The organism is Pseudomonas sp. 43A (genome assembly GCF_013363935.1).
Taxonomy (GTDB): domain Bacteria; phylum Pseudomonadota; class Gammaproteobacteria; order Pseudomonadales; family Pseudomonadaceae; genus Aquipseudomonas; species Aquipseudomonas crudilactis.
Genome location: NZ_CP054880.1, coordinates 3,956,599 through 3,974,361, shown reverse-complemented (window position 1 = coordinate 3,974,361; position 17,763 = coordinate 3,956,599). Strand labels below are relative to the sequence as shown.

Sequence of the window (17,763 nt, the reverse complement as noted above, 5' to 3'; positions counted from 1 at the left end):
CCCACGCGGAGCGTGGGAACGATCAACGATCAGGAACGATCAGGATTTTTCGCAACATCACTAAGGAAGGTCGCTGGATGAATAACAACAATACCCCCGCGCAAACGGGAGGCCGCTTTGCCCTGAAAACCCTCACGCTCGCCGTGCTCTGTGCCATCGGTACAGCCCATGCCGCGCCCTACGTGGAGAGCGGTCGCACGGGCGATCCATCGAGTTGGCGCAGTACCGAGTTTCAGGCCGATTGGGGCCTGGGCGCGATCGGTGCCGATCACGCTTACGCCGCCGGTTACACCGGCAAAGGCGTGAAACTGGGGATCTTTGATCAGCCGGTGTATGCCGCGCACCCGGAGTTCTCCGGCAGCAATAAAGTCGTCACCCTGGTCACCAGCGGGATCCGCGAATACACCGACCCGTACATCCCGGTCAAAGCCGGCGATGCATTCCGCTATGACGGTTCGCCCTCGGTCGGCTCCGATGGCAAACTCGGCGCCCACGGCACCCACGTTGGTGGCATCGCCGCCGGCAGTCGTGACGGTGGGCCGATGCACGGCGTGGCGTTCGGCGCGCAGATCATCAGCGCCGACAACGGCGACCCGGGCCCGGAAGACGGCATCGTTCGCGGTAACGACGGCGCGGTGTACAAGGCCGGTTGGGATGCCCTGATCGCCAGCGGCGCGCGGATCATCAACAACAGTTGGGGCATCGGCATCACTGACCGTTTCGACCTCGGCGGCCGCGATCCGGCGTACCCGCACTTCACCGTCAATGACGCGCAAGTGCAGTTCAACGAGATCCGCACACTGCTCGGCACCAAACCCGGCGGCGCCTATGACGGCGCAATTGCCGCCGCGCGCAGCGGCATCGTGACAATCTTCGCCGCTGGCAACGACTACAACCTCAATAACCCGGATGCCATCGCCGGTCTCGGCTATTTCGTTCCGGACATCGCGCCGAACTGGATCACCGTCGCCGCGTTGCAGAAGAACCCGGACCTGGCCAGCGCCAACCCGTACATCATGAGTACGTTCTCTTCGCGCTGCGGCTACACCGCGAGTTTCTGCGTCTCGGCACCGGGCACGAAGATCTTCAGCGCGATCATCGAAGGCACCAACGCCGACAACCTGACCACCGGCTACAAGAATTACAACGGCACTTCGATGGCCGCGCCGCATGTCGCCGGCTCCATGGCCGTGCTGATGGAGCGCTTCCCGTACATGACCGGTGATCAGGTCGCCACGGTCTTGCGCACCACGGCCACCGACCTCGGCGCGCCGGGCATCGACGCCTTGTACGGCTGGGGCATGATCAACCTGCGCAAAGGCATCGACGGCCCGTCGATGTTCGTCACCGAGCAGGACATTCCGGCGGAATTCCGCATCGACGGCGCGTACGGCTCCGGCCAGTTTGTCGCGGATCTGCCGGGCATCGGCGCGATCATCGATCAGGGCAAACCGACCGAACGCGTGTGCACCGACATCACCTGCGGCCTCGACACCTGGCGCAACGACATCTCCGGCCACGGCGGTTTGACCAAGCAAGGTATCGGCACGCTGGTGCTGACCGGCAACAACACTTACAGCGGCCCGACCCTGGTCAATCAGGGCCGCTTGGCCATCAACGGTTCGCTGCAATCGGCGGTGACGGTGAATGACGGCGGTATCCTCGGCGGCAACGGCCACATCGGCGCGCTGTCGGTGAACAGCGGCGGTACGGTCGCACCGGGTAACTCCATCGGCACCCTGAACGTGGCCGGTGACGTGACCTTTGCACCGGGTTCGACCTACGCCGTAGAGCTGTCGCCGACCAGCAGCGATCAGATTATCGCTACCGGCAAAGCCGTGATTGAAGGCGCCACGGTGAGCATGTCGCTGGAAAACAGCCCGACGCTGCTGACCACCAACGAAGTGCAAAGCCTGCTCGGTACTCAGTACAACATCCTGCAAGCGGCGGGCGGCATCGAAGGGCGCTTCGGTCAGGTGTTGCCGGATTACGCCTTCCTCGGCGGCACGCTGGCGTACTCGGCCACTGGCATTCAGTTGGCAGTCGGGCGTAACGAGGCCTCGTTCGCCAGTGTCGGTCTGACGCCGAACCAGCGTGCGGTCGGTGCGGCGGCGGAACGTCTGGGCGCCGGCAATGCGTTGTTCGAAACCCTGTTGCTGTCGCCGAATGCGGCGTCGGCGCAGCAAGCCTTCCAGCAACTGTCCGGCGAAATCCATCCGGCGATTGGCACGATGCTGATCAACGACAGCCGTTACCTGCGTGAAGCGGTGGGCGAGCGTCTGCGTGAGCGTGATCTGTTCAATGCCGGCGCACCGACCGACGACCGCAGCAACGCCTGGGTCAAGGTCTTGGGTTCGTGGGGCAAGAGCGATGGCGGGCATGACAATGCCGACTCCAACAGCTCCATCGGTGGACTGCTGGCCGGTGTCGATGGCTTGATCGCTGAAGATACCCGTCTCGGTTTCGTTACCGGTTATAGCGACAGCTCGTTGAGCATGGGCAGCGGCACGCATTCGTCGGCGTCGGTCGACAGCTACCACTTGGGTGCGTACCTGGGGCATCAGATCGATGCGCTGCGTCTGACCGTCGGCGGCGCCTATAGCTGGCACCGTGTCGACGTCAAACGTGACCTGCAGTTCGGGGACGTCAGTGGTAAACAAAAGACCAAGCACGATGCCGCAACCACTCAAGTGTTCACCGAGGCCGCTTATGATCTGGGCCTGCAACCGATGAACCTGGAGCCGTTCGCCAATCTGGCTTACGTGCACCTAAACACTGAAAGCTTCACCGAAAAAGGTGACGCGGCAGCGTTGAAGGGTGGAGAGGACAATCGCGATGTGGTGCTGTCGACCCTCGGCGTGCGCGCCAAGCGCTCGTTCGCCTTGTCGGATCAGCAGCAACTGGAACTGGGTGCGAGCCTCGGCTGGCAGCACAACCTGAACAACGTTGATGCCGACAGCCATCTGGCCTTCGCCAACGGCAACAGCGCGTTCACCGTGCAGAGCGTGTCGATGGATCGCGATGCGGCGGTGGTCGGTGTGCGTGCGGGTCTGGCGCTCAATCGCGATGTGCGGGTGAACCTGGATTACAACGGCCTGATCGGCTCGAACGAGAAGGACCACGGCGTGGGTCTGACCCTCGACTGGCAGTTCTAAGGCGTGCTGGCAGCTCTGCAAAGAGCTGCCAGTCATTTGAAGGAAGAGAGAGCACAACATGGGACTGTTCGATTATAAAAATGCCGATGGCAAAGCGTTGTACAGCGACGCCATCGCACTGACGCTGTATGCCTACACGCCGACTGGCAAGCCGTTGCCGGCCACCGCTTGGGCGCCGGTCACGGCGACGGCGCTGGGTTATCAAGGCAAGGTCGGGCCGCAGGGCACGTTCTTTGGTGAGAAGGATGGCTTCACCAGTGCCGAGGCCGAAGTGCTCGGCAAATACGACGCTGCCGGCAAGTTGATCGGCATCGGCGTGGCCTTTCGTGGCACAGGTGGGTTGGGTTACAGCGACACCTTCGGCGATCTGAAAAACAACCTGCTGGCCGCTATCGGGCCGTCGGATTACGCGAGCAATTACGCGAAAAACGCCTTCGACAATTTGCTCAAGGCGGTCGCCGCATTCGCGATTGCCAACGGCATCGCCGCCAAGGACGTGCTGCTCAGCGGTCACAGCCTCGGCGGGCTCGGCGTCAACAGTGTCGCCGAATTGAGCGCGAGCAACTGGGGCGGCTTCTTCAAGGATGCCAACTACATCACCTTCGCCTCGCCAACCCAGAGCAGCACTGGCAACAACGTGCTGAACATCGGCTTTGAGAACGATCCGGTGTTCCGTGTGCTCGATGGCACCACGTTCAGCACAGCGTCGATGGGCAAGCACGACAAGCCGCACGATTCGACCACTGACAACATCGTCAACTTCAACGACAACTACGCGTCCACCGCGCAGAACCTGGTGCCGTTCAGCATCGTCAATCCGCTGAACTGGTCGGCCCACAGCTCGTTGGGCTATGCCGATGGCTTGAATCGGGTCATCGATTCGACGTTCTACAACCTGACGCATAAAGACTCGACGATCATCGTCTCCAATCTGGAAGAAGCATCCCGGGGCAAGACCTGGGTCGAGGATCTCGGCCGCAGTGGCGAGCCGCACACCGGCAGCACCTTCATCATCGGCACCCAGAGCAACGACTGGCTCAAGGGCGGCGCGGGTAACGACTTCCTCGAAGGCCTGGGCGGCGATGACCGTTTCCGTGATGACGGCGGCTACAACATTCTGCTCGGCGGCCAGGGGCACAACACCTTCGAACTGCAAAAACCGTTGCAGAACTTCAGCTTCGCCAACGACGGTGACGGCACGCTGTACGTGCGCGACGCCTACGGCGGCATCAGCATGACCCGCGACATTGGCGCGCTGGTGAGCAAGGAGTCGGGCTCGTGGTGGGGCAGCAAGGAAATAACCTGGGGCGTTACGGCCAAAGGTTTGACCAATGGCAACGAACTGACCCAATACAACCATTCGCTCAGTGGCGACGGCTACGGCAATGCGCTGCACGCCACGGCCGACGGTGACTGGCTGTTCGGCCTTGGTGGCGATGACAAGCTGATCAGCGACAAGGGCCATGTGACCTTTGTCGGTGGCGCCGGCAACGACGTGATGAGCGCCGTGGGTGGCAACAACACGTTCCTGTTCAGCGGTGCGTTCGGTTTCGATGCCATCAACGGTTACCAGGGCAGCGACAAACTGGTGTTCATGGGCGTTGAAGGCGCGGGGCAGGGCTACGACTACAAGCAACACGCGTCGCAGACCGGCAACGATACCGTGCTGAAGATTGGCGACTATGCCGTGACCCTGATCGGGGTGGGAGTGGCTAACCTGTCGGACTCTAATTTCATGTTCGCGTGATCCAATGTGGGAGCGAGCTTGCTCGCGAATGCGTAGTGTCAGTTGAAGTACTCGTACCTGACGCGCCGCTTTCGCGAGCAAGCTCGCTCCCACAGTAAACAGCAACAAGTAGTACTGAAATGCTCCGGGGCGTCCCCGTGGGGCGCCCTGGCTGTGAGCTATCTCTAACAATTCCAACAAGAGAGAGGCAATGGCAATGGGTGTGTATGACTACAAGAACTTCGGCACAGCCGATTCCAAGGCGTTGTTCAGCGATGCCATGGCGATCACGCTGTATTCCTATCACAACCTCGATAACGGCTTTGCCGCCGGTTATCAGCACAACGGTTTCGGCCTCGGCCTGCCCGCCACACTGGTCACGGCGCTGCTCGGCGGCACCGATTCGCAAGGTGTCATCCCCGGCATTCCGTGGAACCCCGACTCGGAAAAACTCGCCCTCGACGCGGTAAAAAAGGCCGGCTGGACGCCCATCACCGCCTCGCAACTGGGCTACGACGGCAAGACCGACGCGCGCGGAACCTTCTTCGGTGAGAAGGCCGGTTACACCACCGCGCAAGTGGAAATCCTCGGCAAGTACGACGCCCAGGGCCATCTCACCGAACTCGGCATTGCCTTTCGCGGCACCAGCGGTCCGCGGGAAAACCTGATCCTCGACTCCATCGGCGACGTCATCAACGACCTGCTCGCCGCCTTCGGTCCCAAGGATTACGCGAAGAATTACGTCGGTGAAGCCTTCGGCAATCTGCTCAATGATGTGGTGGCGTTTGCCAAGGCCAACGGCCTCACCGGCAAGGACGTACTGGTCAGCGGCCACAGCCTTGGCGGCCTGGCGGTCAACAGCATGGCCGACCTGAGCGGCGGCAAGTGGGGCGGCTTCTTTGCCGACTCCAACTACATCGCCTACGCCTCGCCAACGCAAAGCAGCACCGACAAGGTGCTCAACGTCGGCTACGAAAACGACCCGGTGTTCCGCGCCCTCGACGGCTCGACCTTCACCGGCGCCTCCGTCGGCGTGCACGATGCGCCCAAAGAATCGGCCACCGACAACATCGTCAGCTTCAACGATCACTACGCCTCAACGGCGTGGAATCTGCTGCCGTACTCGATCCTCAATATTCCCACCTGGATCTCGCACTTGCCGACCGCGTATGGCGACGGCATGAACCGCGTGATCGACTCAAAATTCTACGACCTGACCAGCCGCGACTCGACGATCATCGTCGCCAACCTCTCGGATCCGGCGCGGGCCAACACCTGGGTGCAGGACCTCAACCGCAACGCTGAAACCCACAAGGGCAGCACGTTCATCATTGGCAGTGACGCCAATGACCTGATCCAGGGCGGTAGCGGCAACGATTATCTGGAAGGTCGCGCCGGCAACGACACCTTCCGCGACGGCGGCGGCTACAACGTCATCCTTGGCGGGCAGGGCAGCAACACCCTCGATCTGCAAAGCGCGGTTAAGAACTTTGACTTCGCCAATGACGGCGCCGGCAATCTCTACGTGCGCGACGCCAAGGGCGGGATCAGCATCACCCGCGACATCGGCAGCATTGTCACCAAGGAACCGGGGTTTCTCTGGGGGCTGTTCAAGGATGATGTGACGCACAGCGTCACGGCCAGCGGTTTGAAGGTCGGCAACAATGTCACTGCGTACGAATCCAGCGTCAAAGGCACCGGCGGCGCCGACACGCTGAACGCGCATGCCGGTGGCGACTGGCTGTTCGGGCTGGACGGCAACGATCACCTGATGGGTGGCGCGGGCAACGATGTGTTTGTCGGCGGCGCTGGCAATGACCTGATGGAGTCGGGGGGCGGGGCGGATACGTTCCTGTTCAACGGCGCGTTTGGGCAGGATCGGGTGGTCGGTTACACGTCCAACGACAAACTGGTGTTTCTCGGTGTGCAGGGTGTGTTGCCGGCGGAGGATTTCCGTGCCCATGCTGCGACTGTCGGGCAGGATACGGTGCTGACGTTTGGCAACGATTCGGTGACGTTGGTCGGGGTGTCGCTGAACAGCCTGAGTGCTGACGGCATTGTGATTGCCTGATGTTGATCGGGCGCCGGTAAGGGCCTCTTCGCGAGCAAGCTCGCTCCCACACTGGATCTATGTCGTTTACAAAACCCCTGTGGGAGCGAGCCTGCTCGCGAAGAACGATAACGCGGTGTTAAAAGTGACTCGATGGCCACGACCTGACTCAAACCCCTGCAAAACAGGAAATGCGGCCTAAAGCCAGCACGTGCACACACGTTCTATAGCTAGCCGCCATTGAGTACAGGAGATTCAAACGTGAAAGGTTTCAAGGGGTATGTCGGGTTCGTTGCACTGGCGCTGTGTTCGGCCAATGTCTGCGCCGATCTGCCTCAAAGCTCGATTCTGAGCCGTTACGGCGTCACCACCGATCAGCTGCCGAGCCCGCCGAAAACCGAGGTGGTCGAACCGGTGGAAGAGAAGAGCCGCTTTCAGATTCAGCCCGAACAACCGTTCGTGACCCTGCGCCTGGGTGACGGCAAGCAGCCGCAAACCACCGGCAATCTGAGCATCGATCGCATGGCGCAGCAGGATCTGGAACGCTGCCGGCGCTTGCAGGGTGAAGTGGTCAAGCGCGGTGGCACGTACATGCCTTGTGACGGCAGCATTCCGGGCATGCCGACCTTCGAATAACACTCAACTTATGGTCATTCCCACGCGCAGCATGGGAATGATCGCCGTGAGTCAGTCTTCTTCGCGAACCGTGGCCACTTCATCAGCACGGACCTTCACCTTGGCCCCGGAAATATCCTCGAACTCATAGAAGCCGTCCTTGGTTTTGGTTTTCGGCATGTCCTTGGTCAGATACTGGGTGCCGTTCTGCAGAGTGACTACCGTCGGGGTCGAGCAACCGGCCAGTGCCAGCGCGGCAACGACGGCGAAAGGGATACCCAGTGCTTTGATTTTCATACCCACCTCTAAATCCTCATTCATGTGATGCCGAGCATTGTCGGCCCTCTAACGCGGTTGGTGCCATCTCCGGGGGAAAAGTTCGATAGCCCGGCGAAAAAATGCCATTGATCATTTTCCGTTTGCACCGGGCAGGGCTCAGCTGTTATCTGTACGCATAACCAGTACTTGCTCGCCATGGCCCAGAATTCCCGTGACCGCCAATCCCCTCGATGATCCGTTCTATTACCTTAATAACTTCCGGCAAGTGCTTGATTGGCTTGAGCTTCGTTATGCCGATGTGATGAGCGAAATGGAACACGCCTTTATCCATGACTTCAAGGCTTTGCCCCGCGCGACTCAAGGTTTGCTGGTGCGGATGGTCATGCGCAAGGGCGTGCATTTCCGCGCCGGCAAACTCAATTACGCTGAAATCGGTGACATTGCCGTAGCTGCGCAACCGCTGCTTGAGCATGGCTGGATCGACGAACACGCGCCGCTGGCCCTCGCCGAGTTGTTCGACGTGTTGCTCAAAGCCGAGATTCTGCAAGCCTTCGGCGCCGCCATCGAACAGCCCAAGGGGCGCAAGGATGACTGGCTGCCGCTATTGGCCGAGCAGTTCAGCGAATTACGCAGCCTGCGCGACTGGGCGCCGCTGCTCGATGACCGGCTGTTCAGCCTGACCATCATGGACCTGTGCGACCGCTTGCGGCTGATGTTCTTCGGCAACCTGTATCAGGACTGGTCGGAATTCGTCCTCGCTGACCTCGGCATCTTCACCTATGAAAAAGTCGAATTCTGCGCCGATTCACGAGGCCTGCGCCGCCGCGAAGACGTCGACGCCTGCCTGTTCCTGCACAATTGCCAAATGCGCTTCGAGGCCGGCGAACCACTGAACACCATCGTCGAGCAGGTCAGTACGCTGCACTTTGACAACCCGTGGCTGCAACGCCGGCGTGGCAAGGTGCTGTTTCAGATCGGCCAGTACTGCGAACGCATCAGCGAATTTGCCCTGGCCCTGAGCATTTACCGCAACTGCGGCTATCCCGGCGCGCGTTTGCGCATGATTCGTGTGCTGGAGCGCAGCGGCGAATACCCGTTGGCACTGGAACTCGCAACGCTGGCGGAACAGGCGCCGGAAAGCGCCGCCGAGCAGCAAGGCCTGCAACGGATATTGCCAAGGGTGCGGCGCAAACTCGGTGGCCCGCCGCTCAAACGTGCAGCCGCCAGACCGGTCGAGCGTCTGGACCTGCACTTGCCGCGCAGCGATCCCGCATTGTCCGTGGAGTTTTACGTGCAGGCGCACTTGCACGATGACGATGGCCCGGTGCATTACGTGGAAAACAGCCTGATCAATTCGCTGTTCGGCCTGTTGTGCTGGCCGGCGATTTTCGCGCCGTTGCCTGGCGCGTTCTTTCACCCGTTCCAGCGGGGCCCGGTGGACTTGCTCAATGAAGACTTCCAGCAACGCCGCGCCGAGCTGTTTCAGGCGTGCCTGCGCGAACTCGATGACGGTCGCTATACGGCGACCATTCGCCAGCGCTTCATCGACAAGTGGGGCATTCAGTCGCCATTCGTGTTCTGGGGCGCATTGAATGAAACGTTGCTGGAGCAAGCACTGGCCTGTCTGCCCGCCGAACACCTCAAACACTGGTTCAACCGTTTGCTGCTCGACATCAAGGCCAACCGCGCCGGCATGCCCGACCTGATCCAGTTCTGGCCGCAGCACAAAACCTACCGAATGATTGAAGTGAAAGGCCCCGGCGATCGCCTGCAGGACAATCAACTGCGCTGGCTGGAGTTCTGCCACCAGCACCAGATGCCGGTGGCCGTGTGTTACGTGCAATGGGCGGAGCAGAGCGCTTGAGTTACAGCATTGCCGTGCGCGCACTGTGCGAGTTCACCGCCAAGACCGGCGACCTAGACCTGCGCTTCACCCCATCACCCACGGCGCTGGAAGGTATCGCCGGGCACCGCACCGTGGCCTCGCGGCGCAGCGACAAATATCAAAGCGAAGTGGCGCTCGAAGGCGAGTTCCTGCAGTTGAAGGTCAAGGGCAGGGCGGACGGCTACGACCCGGCGCAAACCTGCCTGGAAGAAGTCAAAACCTACCGTGGCGACCTGAGCAAACAACCGGCCAATCATCGCCAGTTGCACTGGGCACAGGCAAAGATCTACGGCTGGTTGATGTGCCGCAAACTCGAACTTGAGCAGATCAATCTGGCGCTGGTGTATTTCGATATCGTCAGCGAGAAAGAGACCTGTCTGGTCGAGGCGTTCAGCGCTGATGCGTTGAAAACCTTTTTCGAGCAGCAATGCACGCTGTTCCTGCAATGGGCGGAACAGGAAATGGCCCATCGCGAAGCGCGCAATCTGGCCGCGCAACAACTGGCGTTTCCCCATGCCGATTTTCGTCCCGGTCAGCGGCATCTGGCCGAGTCAGTGTTCAAAGCCGTCAGCACTGGCCGTTGTCTGATGGCCCAGGCGCCGACCGGTATCGGCAAAACCCTCGGCACGCTGTTCCCGATGCTCAAGGCTCTGGCGCCGCAGCAACTGGACAAGGTGTTCTTCCTCACCGCCAAGACGCCGGGACGCAAATTGGCACTGGATGCCAGTCAGGTGTTGTTCGATCAGTCGCCAGCCTTGCCTTTGCGGGTGCTGGAAATGGTCGCCCGCGACAAGGCCTGCGAACACCCGGACAAAGCCTGCCACGGCGAGTCCTGCCCGTTGGCCCAAGGTTTTTATGATCGCCTGCCGGCCGCGCGGGAAGCGGCCAGTCGAATCCGCTTGCTCGATCAAGCGGCCATGCGCGAGGTCGCCGCGCAACACGCAGTGTGCCCGTATTACCTGAGTCAGGAGATGGCCCGCTGGGTAGACGTGGTGATCGCCGACTACAACTATTACTTCGACTTCAGCGCCATGCTCTTCGGTCTCGCCCAGCTCAATCAGTGGAAAGTCGCGGTGCTGGCGGACGAGGCGCACAACCTCGTCGAGCGCGGCCGGCAGATGTACAGCGCCACTCTTGATCAGTTCACGCTAGGCAGCGTGCGCAAAACCGCACCCGCCGCGCTGAAAAACTCCCTGCAACGCATCAACCGTGAATGGAACGCCCTGCATGCGCCGCAACTGGCGGCGTATCAGGCGTACGACAAAGCCCCGGAAAAACTCCTGCAAGCGATCTCGCTGTGTTGCGCCGCCATTGGTGATTACCTCAACGATCATCCGCAGGGTCTCGACAGCGCCTTGCAGAACTTCTATTTCGACCTGCTGCAATTCGCCCGGGTGGCGGAGCTGTACGACGAGCATTACCTGTTCGACATCAGCAAGCGCGACCTTGAGCGTAAAAAGCCGCTGTCGCAATTGTGCCTGCGCAATGTGGTGCCCGCCGCATTCATCGGCCCACGCCTGAAAGCGGCGCGCAGCAGCGTGCTATTTTCCGCGACCCTCAGCCCGCGTCACTATTACGCCGATTTGCTCGGCACGCCCGCCGACACCGTGTGGATCGACGTCGAATCGCCATTTTGCGCCGAGCAGTTGCAGGTGCAGATCGTCAGCCGTATCTCGACGCGCTTCAATCATCGGCAGGCCTCGCTTGAGCCGATTGTCGAATTGATCGCGCGGCAGTTCAGCGAGCGCCCGGGCAACTATCTGGCGTTTTTCAGCAGCTTCGATTATCTGCAACAAGTGGCGTCGTTACTGGCCGAGCGCTATCCGCACATCACCCTTTGGCAGCAGTCGCGGGGCATGCTCGAAGGGGCGCGGCAGGCGTTTCTCGATCAATTCACCGCGCACAGCCAGGGCATTGGCTTTGCCGTGTTGGGCGGTGCGTTTGGCGAAGGCATCGATTTGCCCGGTGCGCGCTTGATCGGCGCGTTCATCGCGACATTGGGGCTGGCTCAGTTCAATCCGGTCAATGAACAACTCAAATACCGCATGGCCGCGATCTTCGGCGCCGGTTACGACTACACCTACCTGTACCCCGGCGTGCAAAAAGTGGTACAGGCCGCCGGGCGAGTCATCCGCACCCGTGAGGATCGTGGCGTGGTCATGCTGATTGACGATCGCTTTGCCGAGAGCCGGATCAAACAGCTGCTGCCGCGCTGGTGGGCGATCAATCATGAGACGGCCGCTTCCCAATTCGCTGGATTGCCGCATACTTCCGATCATGACAGTGGCTGGTGAGTGTGATGAGCGAGAAAAACAAGACCGCGGCGATCGAAGAGATGCGTTTTCGTCTGCTGATCGATGCGGTGGTCGACTATGCGATCTACATGATCGATCCGGACGGCATCATCACCAGTTGGAACTCCGGCGCCAAACGCTTCAAGGGCTATGAAGAAGCGGAAATCCTCGGCGAGCATTTCTCGCGTTTTTATACCGCTGACGACCGCGCCGCCGGCCTGCCGCAACGCGCGCTCGATACCGCCATCCGTGAAGGGCGCTTCGAAGGCGAGGGCTGGCGGGTGCGCAAGGACGGCACCAATTTCTGGTCGCATGTGGTCATCGATCCGATCATTGATCCCGACGGCAAGCTGCTCGGCTTCGCCAAGATCACCCGCGATCTGACCGACCGCAAAATGGCCGAGGAAACCCTCAAGCAAAGCGAGCAGCAGTTCCGCTTGCTGGTGCAAGGCGTCACTGACTATGCGATCTACATGCTCAGCCCCGAAGGCCGGGTCAGCAACTGGAACCAGGGCGCGCAGCGGATCAAGGGCTATTTGCCGGAGGAAATCATCGGTCAGCACTTTTCGATCTTCTATACCCCCGAAGACCGCGAAATCGGCGAGCCTGAACGGGCGCTGGAAATCGCCACCCGCGTAGGCCGTTTTGAAAACAAGAGCTGGCGCATGCGCAAGGACGGCACGCGGTTTCTGGCCCATGTGGTGGTCGATGCGATTCGCGGCGATACCGGCACGTTGCTCGGGTTTGCCAAGATCACCCGCGACGTTACTGAGGCCCATCAAGCCCAGCAAGCGCTGGAGAAAACCCGCGAAGCGCTGTTTCAGGCGCAGAAGATGCAGGCGATCGGGCAACTCAGCGGCGGCATCGCCCATGACTTCAATAATCTGCTGACGGTGATCCTCGGTAACCTCGAGATCGTGCACAAACGTGTGGGCGACGATCCGAAAATCAGCCGCCTGCTGGAAAACGCCACCCAAGGTGCATTGCGTGGCGTGTCGCTGACCCAGCGCATGCTGGCATTTGCCCGCCGTCAGGAATTGAAAACCGAGTCGGTCGATATTGCGCAACTGGTTCAGGGCATTACCGGGTTGCTGCGCAGTTCGCTGGGGCCGGGCATCCGTATCGATACGCGGTTTCCCGAAGATCTGGAACCGGTGCTGGCGGACACCAATCAACTGGAGCTGGCCTTGCTCAATCTGGCGACCAACGCCCGCGACGCCATGCCTGACGGCGGTACGGTGACCATCAGCGCTGAACCGCAAGTGGTGCTCGAGCTGGGGCATTCTGATCTGCCGGCGGGGCGTTACGTCTGCCTCAGTGTGATCGATAACGGCGAGGGCATGGATGAGCACACGCTGGCGTCGGCCAGAGATCCGTTTTTCACCACCAAAGGCTTGGGCAAGGGCACTGGACTGGGATTGTCGATGGTCCACGGCTTCATTGAACAGCTCGGTGGCCGCTTCATTCTCAAGAGCGAAAAGGCCCTGGGCACCACGGCTGAGTTGTGGATTCCGGTGGCGGTCGAGGGCACGGCCAGCAAGCCGCTATTGCCAAACGCCGAACCGGTGGTGGTGCCAAGACTCAGCGTACTGGTGGTGGATGACGACTCACTGGTATTGACCAGCACCAGTCTGTTGCTCGAAGACCTCGGTCATCGGGTGGTCAGTGCGACGTCCGGTGCGCAGGCGCTGGCGCTGTTCGATCAGGGCGAAGTCGTCGACCTGATGATTACCGACATGGCCATGCCGCAGATGAGTGGCGCGCAACTGGCCCACGCAGTGCGCCTGCTCAAACCGGATCTGCCGATTATCCTGGCCACCGGTTACGCCGAGCGTCTGGAAGGTTTTGCTGCGCAACTGCCACGGTTGCCCAAGCCGTTCACGCAGATGAATCTGGTGGCAATCATTGCTCAATCGATGAAGTGAGGCGCCGGTCAATCCGGCTGAACTGCGCGCGAACGGGGACTTCTAAACGTTTTCCCCACCCCGGAGCGTGCATCTTTTGTCTCGCATACTGACTGAGCCCACCGCTGAAGAAACCCTGACCGAACATGACGCCAAGATGTTCGGCTCACCCAAGGAACGACTGGATTTCTACCGGCGGGAGATCCAGTACGAAACCAGCATCCTCGCCAACCGCACCGACGCCTATCTGGCGGCGCAGTCGTTTCTGGTGATCGCCTTTGCGTCGTGCATGGCTAATCTCAACCCGGAGTGGGGCAAGTTGTTCACGCTCGTGGTGCCGCCGTTTCTGGCGCTGCTTGGGCTGCTCAGTTCGCTGAACGCCTGGCCGGGGATTCGCGCTGCGTATGACATCATCGATCACTGGCATTTCAAGCAGAGCCACTTGCTCCATAGCGAGCCGCTGATGGGCCTGGCGTACGACGAATCGCCGCTGTTCAGCGAGATGGAGTCGAGCCACAAGGGCTATCGCAAGTCGCTGCTGTTTTCAGTGCGCACGCCTTGGATCTTTGCGACGTTTTGGGTGTTGCTGGGGAGCTATGCGGTGTTTATTCAGGTGACCAATCCGGGGGGATGACTGGTCCTCACGCAAAAGCCCGGCTCATGTAGCCGGGCTTTTTAATTCGCGTGGATTTTGTGTAGCCATTAAGATCGATCCCCCTCACCCCAGCCCTCTCCCCCAATGGGGGAGAGGGGGAAGGGAGCAGATTTTTGTGCTGTTCAAAATCTGCGTTCGACTCGGTATCTCACGTCGACGTACCTCAACCATTCACCTCGGTCAGTTCCCTCTCCAGGGGGAGAGGGCTAGGGTGAGGGGGCTTTCAGCTCATTCCACGGTCTCAAGCTCTCGACGCAACGCCACCGAATTCTGCGACGACATCGGGATCGGCGGAAAATCCTCGTTCAACACGCACAAATGATCGATAGCATCTTCAAACATCGAATCGGCTTTCTTGCGCAGCGCCCGGTAGTGCTCAAACTGTTCAATGTCCATATCAGCCACATCGAGCAGCGCATTGGCCGCGCGGTTAAGCGTATGGGCGTTATCGAACAGTTGACGATTGCGTTCCAGAGCCAGTGCTCTGCAAGCCTTGATTTGCGCAGGAGTCGAGCATTCTTTCATGACCGTAACCTTATTCTTCAAGGATTCCTTTTCACAGGCTTAACGCCGCAGGGGAACCGAACCTGCCGGGCCCCACCGGACACATCCGGCGAGGGGTTATGCTTGTGACTGCCGGCAATTGCCGAGGGATCCATTTTTTTCAAGAAAAAAATTCGATCATTCCTCCGAATAAATCCGAGAAATAAAAATCAGTTTTTTTGTTTTTTACGTTGTTCGTAGCGAGCCAGGATCGGTTGCGTGCTGATGCCGTGGAGCAAGATGCTCAATGCCACCACCGACAGGGTCAGGTCGGTACACACGCTGGCCACGCTATCGGTCAGCCCATGATTCAAGGCGTAAAACAGGTAGAAGAGACTACCGATCCCGCGAATGCCGAACCAGCCAATCAACAGCCGTTGCCGCCCCTCCAGCAGTGCACCCCAAGGCATCAGCGCAATACAGGCAGGGCGGATCAGGCAGAACAGCACGCCGCCCACCAGCAACGCCCGCCAGTCCCAGTGCGCCACCAGCACTACGCCGAGCAGGGTCACCAGAAACACTTCCATGGCGCGCTCGACCAGACCGCCGAACGACAGCATGTCACCCATCATTATTCCTGCGGCCACCTGACTGCTTTCCAACCGCTCTGTATCGCCGTGCACCGCGTGCTGCGGTTCGACGTTCTGATGACCGACCACCGGTTGCACCAGATGCTCGGCGGGCGGCTGGCCGGCGCCGGTGGATTTGACTTCGACCTGACGCAGGCCCAACCCGGCGGCGAATACCGACAGGAAGCCGTATCCGCCGATGGCTTCGGCAACGACATAGGCCAGAGCAATCAACGACAGCGCCAGATAATCATTGGGGCTGAGCGTGCTGTCGTCATTGTGGATTCGCAACGAAAGGGTCACGCGACCGATACCGCGGCCCATCCAGTAACCGGTAAGCAATCCAGCAGGCACTGCCCACAATACGTTGCGCAACACCCAGCCTTGCCATTCGGCAGCACTGCCGTCGCCGTGCATCAACAACAGACCGAGAATCACAAACGGAAAGGCAATCCCATCGTTCAACCCGGCCTCGCCAGAGAGACCGAAACGTACGCTGTCGACATCCCGCGCATCGTTGACCTGCACCAACGCCGCCAGCACCGGGTCGGTCGGTGCCAGAATCGCGCCGATCAACAAAGACGGCCCCCACGGCAAGCGCAAGGCAAAATGCAGCAGCAGACCAACGCCAGCGATGGTCAGCACCATCACTGGCCCGGCCAGACCACAGGCGATCCGCCAACGCTTGTCGCGCAGGGGTAACCGCAGTTTGAGACCGCAGACGAACAGGGAAAACAACACCGCAACTTCCGTCAGGTGCTCCATCCACAGCGAAGCTTCTTGAAGAGGCAGTTTCAGCAAGTCGAGGCCGCTGGGGCCAATGCCGATCCCCAGCAGCAAGCAAACTGCCGATGTGGTCACCGGCATCCAGCGCAGGTAGGACGAAGTCAGTGCCAGGGTCAACAGCACGGCGCCGAGCACCGCCACCCACACGATAAAACTCATGATCTGCCGCCCTCAAGTGGTCGATGTGACGGCAATCGCACCGTGTTCAATGGGCCTTCAGTTTTACTGTAGGCGTTGGCGAAGGGGTCATCACAGCATCGGTTTACCACCGGTCACGCCATAGCGCTGGCCGGTGATGTAACTCGCTTCGTCCGAGGCCAGCAGCACGTAGATTGGCGCGACTTCCACCGGTTGGCCGGGGCGGCCGAGCGGGGTGTTTCCACCGAAGTTCTGCACTTCTTCATCGGGCATGGTCGAGACGATCAGTGGCGTCCAGATCGGCCCCGGTGCCACGCAGTTCACACGGATTTCCTTGGGACCGAGCATTTGCGCCAGGCCGCCGGTGAAATTGGCAATCGCGCCTTTGGTGGTGGCGTAGGCGAGTAGGGTGGGTTTGGGCATGTCCGAGTTGACCGAGCTGGTGTTGATGATCGACGAGCCGGCGCGCATGTGTTTGATCGCCGCCTGACACAGGCGGAAGATCGCGGTGATGTTGACGTCGAAGGTCATCACCCATTCTTCGTCGGGGATTTCCTCAAAGTTTTCGTGAGTCATCTGGAACGCGGCGTTGTTGACCAGCACGTCGATGCGGCCAAAGCGTTCGACGGTTTGGTCGACCAACGCCTGGCAGTGGGATTTCTGCGCGATATCGCCGGGCAGCAACAGGCACTGACGTCCGGCCTGTTCGACCCAGCGTGCGGTTTCCTTGGCGTCTTCGTGTTCATTCAAATAGGCCACAGCGACGTCCGCGCCTTCACGGGCGAAAGCAATGGCCACGGCGCGGCCGATACCGCTGTCGGCGCCGGTGATCAGGGCAATCTTGCCGGCCAGTCGCCCGGAACCGACGTAGCTTTGCTCGCCGCAATCGGGATAGGGCTCCATTTTGCGTTGCGAACCGGGAACGGCTTGGGCTTGTGCCGGGAAGGGTGGTTTTGGATAGTCGGTCATCGCGGGTCTCCGAGGTCTCATGGCTGGTATGGGCGGTTGACCCGGTGTGTTTGCCGTGAGTTCGATCGGATTTACACCGCATTTCTGACTTGGAAATGCAAAACCCAATGTGGGAGCGAGCTTGCTCGCGAAAGCGGAGTGTCAGCTGACGTCAATGTCGACTGAACCACCGCTTTCGCGAGCAAGCTCGCTCCC

12 protein-coding genes are annotated in these 17,763 nt (G+C 60.4%); 8 read left to right on the top strand and 4 right to left on the bottom strand.

From position 1 onward, the window contains the following. Positions 1-77: 77 nt before the first annotated feature. The 4 genes from HUW52_RS17375 to HUW52_RS17360 all read left to right on the top strand — a co-directional run bounded on the left by HUW52_RS17375 (position 78) and on the right by HUW52_RS17360 (position 7,567). Entirely contained in the window at positions 78-3,155 is a 3,078-nt protein-coding gene (locus HUW52_RS17375) for an autotransporter serine protease (protein ID WP_175554382.1), read from the top strand. 58 nt (positions 3,156-3,213) lie between these two features. Continuing rightward, entirely contained in the window at positions 3,214-4,902 is a 1,689-nt protein-coding gene (locus tag HUW52_RS17370; protein WP_175554381.1) for a polyurethanase, read from the top strand. Positions 4,903-5,098: 196 nt separating this feature from the next. Beyond that, the gene (locus HUW52_RS17365; protein WP_175555695.1) at positions 5,099-6,952 is read left to right on the top strand and encodes a polyurethanase; all 1,854 of its coding nucleotides are present in this window, start codon (positions 5,099-5,101) and stop codon (positions 6,950-6,952) included. Between the two features lie 240 nt (positions 6,953-7,192). After that, on the top strand, positions 7,193-7,567 hold the full coding sequence (locus HUW52_RS17360) for a hypothetical protein (protein ID WP_175554380.1): 375 nt from the start codon (positions 7,193-7,195) through the stop codon (positions 7,565-7,567). Between the two features lie 51 nt (positions 7,568-7,618). Here HUW52_RS17360 and HUW52_RS17355 read toward each other — a convergent pair whose 3' ends face one another. Beyond that, complete coding sequence (locus HUW52_RS17355; RefSeq protein ID WP_016983368.1) at positions 7,619-7,843, bottom strand: YgdI/YgdR family lipoprotein; 225 nt, start codon at positions 7,841-7,843, stop codon at positions 7,619-7,621. 193 nt (positions 7,844-8,036) lie between these two features. On the opposite strand from HUW52_RS17355, the gene HUW52_RS17350 reads away from it, so the two are divergent. From HUW52_RS17350 to HUW52_RS17335, 4 genes are all read left to right on the top strand, one after another. After that, a complete protein-coding gene (locus HUW52_RS17350) occupies positions 8,037-9,689 on the top strand; it encodes a VRR-NUC domain-containing protein (protein ID WP_175554379.1) in 1,653 nt (550 codons plus the stop codon). Next, entirely contained in the window at positions 9,686-12,004 is a 2,319-nt protein-coding gene (locus HUW52_RS17345) for an ATP-dependent DNA helicase (RefSeq protein ID WP_175554378.1), read from the top strand. Before HUW52_RS17350 ends, HUW52_RS17345 begins: the two co-directional genes overlap by 4 nt. A 5-nt stretch (positions 12,005-12,009) precedes the next feature. Beyond that, positions 12,010-13,929, top strand: coding sequence for a PAS domain-containing sensor histidine kinase (locus HUW52_RS17340; RefSeq protein WP_175554377.1), 1,920 nt, complete (start codon positions 12,010-12,012; stop codon positions 13,927-13,929). Between the two features lie 76 nt (positions 13,930-14,005). Then, positions 14,006-14,542, top strand: a complete 537-nt coding sequence (locus HUW52_RS17335) for a hypothetical protein (protein WP_016983364.1) — start codon at positions 14,006-14,008, stop codon at positions 14,540-14,542. 249 nt (positions 14,543-14,791) lie between these two features. Here HUW52_RS17335 and HUW52_RS17330 read toward each other — a convergent pair whose 3' ends face one another. The 3 genes from HUW52_RS17330 to HUW52_RS17320 form a co-directional block, all read right to left on the bottom strand. After that, positions 14,792-15,088 carry a hypothetical protein gene (locus HUW52_RS17330; protein ID WP_016984229.1) on the bottom strand — a complete coding sequence of 99 codons (297 nt, stop codon included), beginning with the start codon at positions 15,086-15,088 and terminating at the stop codon, positions 14,792-14,794. 188 nt (positions 15,089-15,276) lie between these two features. After that, entirely contained in the window at positions 15,277-16,620 is a 1,344-nt protein-coding gene (locus HUW52_RS17325) for a sodium:proton antiporter (protein WP_175554376.1), read from the bottom strand. Between the two features lie 90 nt (positions 16,621-16,710). Continuing rightward, complete coding sequence (locus HUW52_RS17320; RefSeq protein WP_016984227.1) at positions 16,711-17,568, bottom strand: glucose 1-dehydrogenase; 858 nt, start codon at positions 17,566-17,568, stop codon at positions 16,711-16,713. Positions 17,569-17,763 lie beyond the last annotated feature (195 nt).

Excerpts from the sequence above, each read along its gene's own strand:
- HUW52_RS17320 (WP_016984227.1), bottom strand. The coding sequence starts at position 17,568 with ATGACCGACTATCCAAAACCACCCTTCCCGGCACAAGCCCAAGCCGTT.
- HUW52_RS17330 (WP_016984229.1), bottom strand. The coding sequence starts at position 15,088 with ATGAAAGAATGCTCGACTCCTGCGCAAATCAAGGCTTGCAGAGCACTG.
- HUW52_RS17340 (WP_175554377.1), top strand. The coding sequence starts at position 12,010 with ATGAGCGAGAAAAACAAGACCGCGGCGATCGAAGAGATGCGTTTTCGT.
- HUW52_RS17355 (WP_016983368.1), bottom strand. The coding sequence starts at position 7,843 with ATGAAAATCAAAGCACTGGGTATCCCTTTCGCCGTCGTTGCCGCGCTG.
- HUW52_RS17325 (WP_175554376.1), bottom strand. The coding sequence starts at position 16,620 with ATGAGTTTTATCGTGTGGGTGGCGGTGCTCGGCGCCGTGCTGTTGACC.
- HUW52_RS17370 (WP_175554381.1), top strand. The coding sequence starts at position 3,214 with ATGGGACTGTTCGATTATAAAAATGCCGATGGCAAAGCGTTGTACAGC.
- HUW52_RS17375 (WP_175554382.1), top strand. The coding sequence starts at position 78 with ATGAATAACAACAATACCCCCGCGCAAACGGGAGGCCGCTTTGCCCTG.
- HUW52_RS17365 (WP_175555695.1), top strand. The coding sequence starts at position 5,099 with ATGGGTGTGTATGACTACAAGAACTTCGGCACAGCCGATTCCAAGGCG.